General features: G+C 68.6%; 1 protein-coding gene and 1 pseudogene. Both read left to right on the top strand.

Annotated features, from left to right (window positions below):
• Positions 1-525: 525 nt before the first annotated feature.
• A pseudogene (locus RMO12_RS14695) lies at positions 526-1684 on the top strand (phosphotransferase family protein).
• On the top strand, positions 1680-2846 hold a 1167-nt coding region (locus tag RMO12_RS14700), incomplete at its 3' end, for an acyl-CoA dehydrogenase family protein (RefSeq protein WP_309639850.1). The pseudogene RMO12_RS14695 and the gene RMO12_RS14700, both read left to right, overlap by 5 nt.

Raw genomic sequence — 2846 nt, forward strand, 5'->3', positions numbered from 1 at the left:
TCCATGGCTTGCTGCAGCACCTCCACCAGCGCATTGAAGTCGGCCTTGCGAACCTTGCTCTCGGCGTGGGCGTCTTTCATGTTGGCGCCCTCGTACTGGCACGGTCCGCCCGACACCACGCACAGCTGATCGGTCAGTTGCGTCTGAAGACAGATTTCATGAGCAACGCCAGTCAAGCGGCGATTCAGATCGCCAGCTGTGCCGAGACGTAGGTGCCCCCGAGCTCCAAGCGCACGCCCCAGGGTTTGTCCCGTAGAAGGCGCGGCACCGGCTGTCTACCTTATTGTCCGTGTGTCAGACAATCGGACTAAAGCGAAACGGCGGCGAGTTCTCCGCTGCGCACCGCCTGACGGGAGTCGAGGCAGTGACGCCGCGCCAGCCGCTCGACTCCAACCGAAGACGCCGTTGAAACGCCCCCGCCTTTCCCAGCAAGTCATCGTCGTCTGGATCTTCCTGGCGATGTTCGCGGGCTTCGCCGTCATGGTTGGCCGCGGCACGCTGCTCAGCGCGCCCATGCCGCTCGTGATGTTTGCCCTGGCCGCTGCGGCCACGGCGCTGTTCCTGAAGAAGACCCAGTGGGGCACCTACATCTACGCCATCGGCGACAACCCATGGCTGAAGCTGCGGCCCGAGAGCGAGTCCGCCGTGCTCGACTGGGCGCGCTTGCGCACCTACCTCGACACGCGGGGCTTCGACCTCGACCTGGGCACGGCACCCCGGCAGTTCGCCGGCGGACTGGGCAACCTCAACTTCCTGCTGAGCATCGATGGCCGGCCCTGCGTGCTGCGTCGCCCGCCCTTCGGTGACATTCCACGCGGCGCCAACGACATGGCACGCGAGCACCGGGTGCTCGGCACGCTGTGGCGCGCCTACCCTTGCGCGCCGCAAAGCCTGCTGTACTGCGCCGACCCGGGCGTCATCGGTGCGCACTTCCTCGTCATGAGCTACCAGCCCGGGCTGGTCATCGGTGGCCAACTGCCGCCCGGCTTCACGGCGCAGCAAGTCGGCCCGCGTTTGTCGGCGTCGATGGTGCGCCTGCTCGCCACTTTGCACGCCGTGCAGGCGCAGCAGGTTGGGCTGGCCGAGTTCGGCCGTCCCGAGGGTTTTTTGCGGCGCACCTGCGAGGGCTGGGCGGAGCGCGCGCGCCGGGTCAGTCAGGACACGGACGACCCGGCTCATCGCCGAGCTGGTGCGGTGGCTGCGGCAGCACGGCGTGCCGGATGGCGCGCCGACCTTGCTGCACTCGGACTTCAAGCTCGACAACATCGTGCTGGACCCGACCTCGCTGGAGTCGCGCGCCGTGCTCGACTGGGACATGGCCACCCGCGGCGACCAGCTGTTCGACCTGGCCACGCTGCTGAGCTACTGGACCCAGCCGGACGACCCGGCCAGCATGCAGGCGCTCGGGCAGATGCCGACCGCAGCGGCCGGCTTCTGGACGCGCGCCGAGGTGCTGGCCGCCTATGCCGCGACGACCGGGCGCGACCTTTCCGACTTTCTGTTCTACCGCGTGCTCGCCCTGTTCAAGCTCGGCGTCGTGTTCCTGCAGCTCGGCGCGCGGCACCGCGCCGGCAGCACCACCGACAGCCGCTACGCTTGCCGAGCTGAGCCGCGACATCTTCGACTTCACCCACGCCGTCGCGCACGGCCGCGCCACCTGACCACCAGGAACCACGATGATTGACTTCACACTCAGCGCCGAACACCTTGCCCTGCGCGCACGAACCGCCGAGTTCGTGCGCGAGCAGATCATTCCTTTCGAGCGGGACCCGCGGCTGTCCGCGCACGGGCCGAGCGACGAGCTGCGGCGCGAGCTCAACGCGCTGGCGCGTCGCGCCGGCCTGCTGGCGCCGCATGTCAGCACCGCGCACGGCGGCCTCGGGCTCACGCACGTCGGCCGCGCGGTGGTGTTCGAAGAGGCGGGCTACGCGATGCTCGGGCCGCTGGCACTGAATTGCGCCGCACCCGACGAAGGCAACATGCATTTGCTCGAAGCGGTGGCGACCCAGGAGCACCAGCAGCGCTGGTTGGTGCCGCTGGCCAGCGGCGAGATTCGCTCCTGCTTTTGCATGACCGAGCCCAGCCCCGGTGCGGGCTCCGACCCTGCGCTGCTCCAGACCACGGCGCGCCTGGAAGGCGATCACTACGTGATCGATGGCCGCAAGTGGCTCATCACCGGGGCCGAAGGCGCCAGCCTCGCGATCGTGATGGCGCGCGTCGAAGGCGAGGGTGGCGGCCCGACGATGTTCCTCACCGACATGAACGTACCCGGCATCCGCATCGAACGCATCATCGATTCCATCGATTCCAGCTTCCCGGGCGGCCATGCCGCCATGGTGTTCGAGGGCTGCCGCATACCGTCCACCCAGATCCTGGGCGAGCTCGGCCAGGGCCTGCGCTATGCGCAGGTGCGGCTCGCGCCGGCCCGGCTCACGCACTGCATGCGCTGGCTCGGCGCGGCGCGGCGCGCGCACGACATCGCCGTGGCCTACGCCGGCACGCGCCAGGCGTTCGGCAAGTCGATCGGCGAACACCAGGGCGTGGGCTTCATGCTGGCCGACAACGACATCGACCTGCACATGTGCCGGCTCGCGATTTGGCACACCGCATGGCTGCTCGACCAGGGCAAGCAGGCGCGCCACGAGTCGAGCGTGGCCAAGGTGTTCTGCTCGGAGGCGCTGTTTCGCATTGCCGACCGCTGCGTGCAGGTGCTCGGCGGCCTGGGCCTGACCGGCGACACGGTGGTCGAAAAAATCTTCCGCGAGATCCGCGCGTTTCGCGTCTACGACGGCCCGTCTGAAGTCCATCGTTGGGCCATTTCGCGGCGGGTGCTCAAGTCGGCGGGG

Source organism: Methylibium sp., assembly GCF_031393925.1.
Classification (GTDB): domain Bacteria; phylum Pseudomonadota; class Gammaproteobacteria; order Burkholderiales; family Burkholderiaceae_C; genus Methylibium.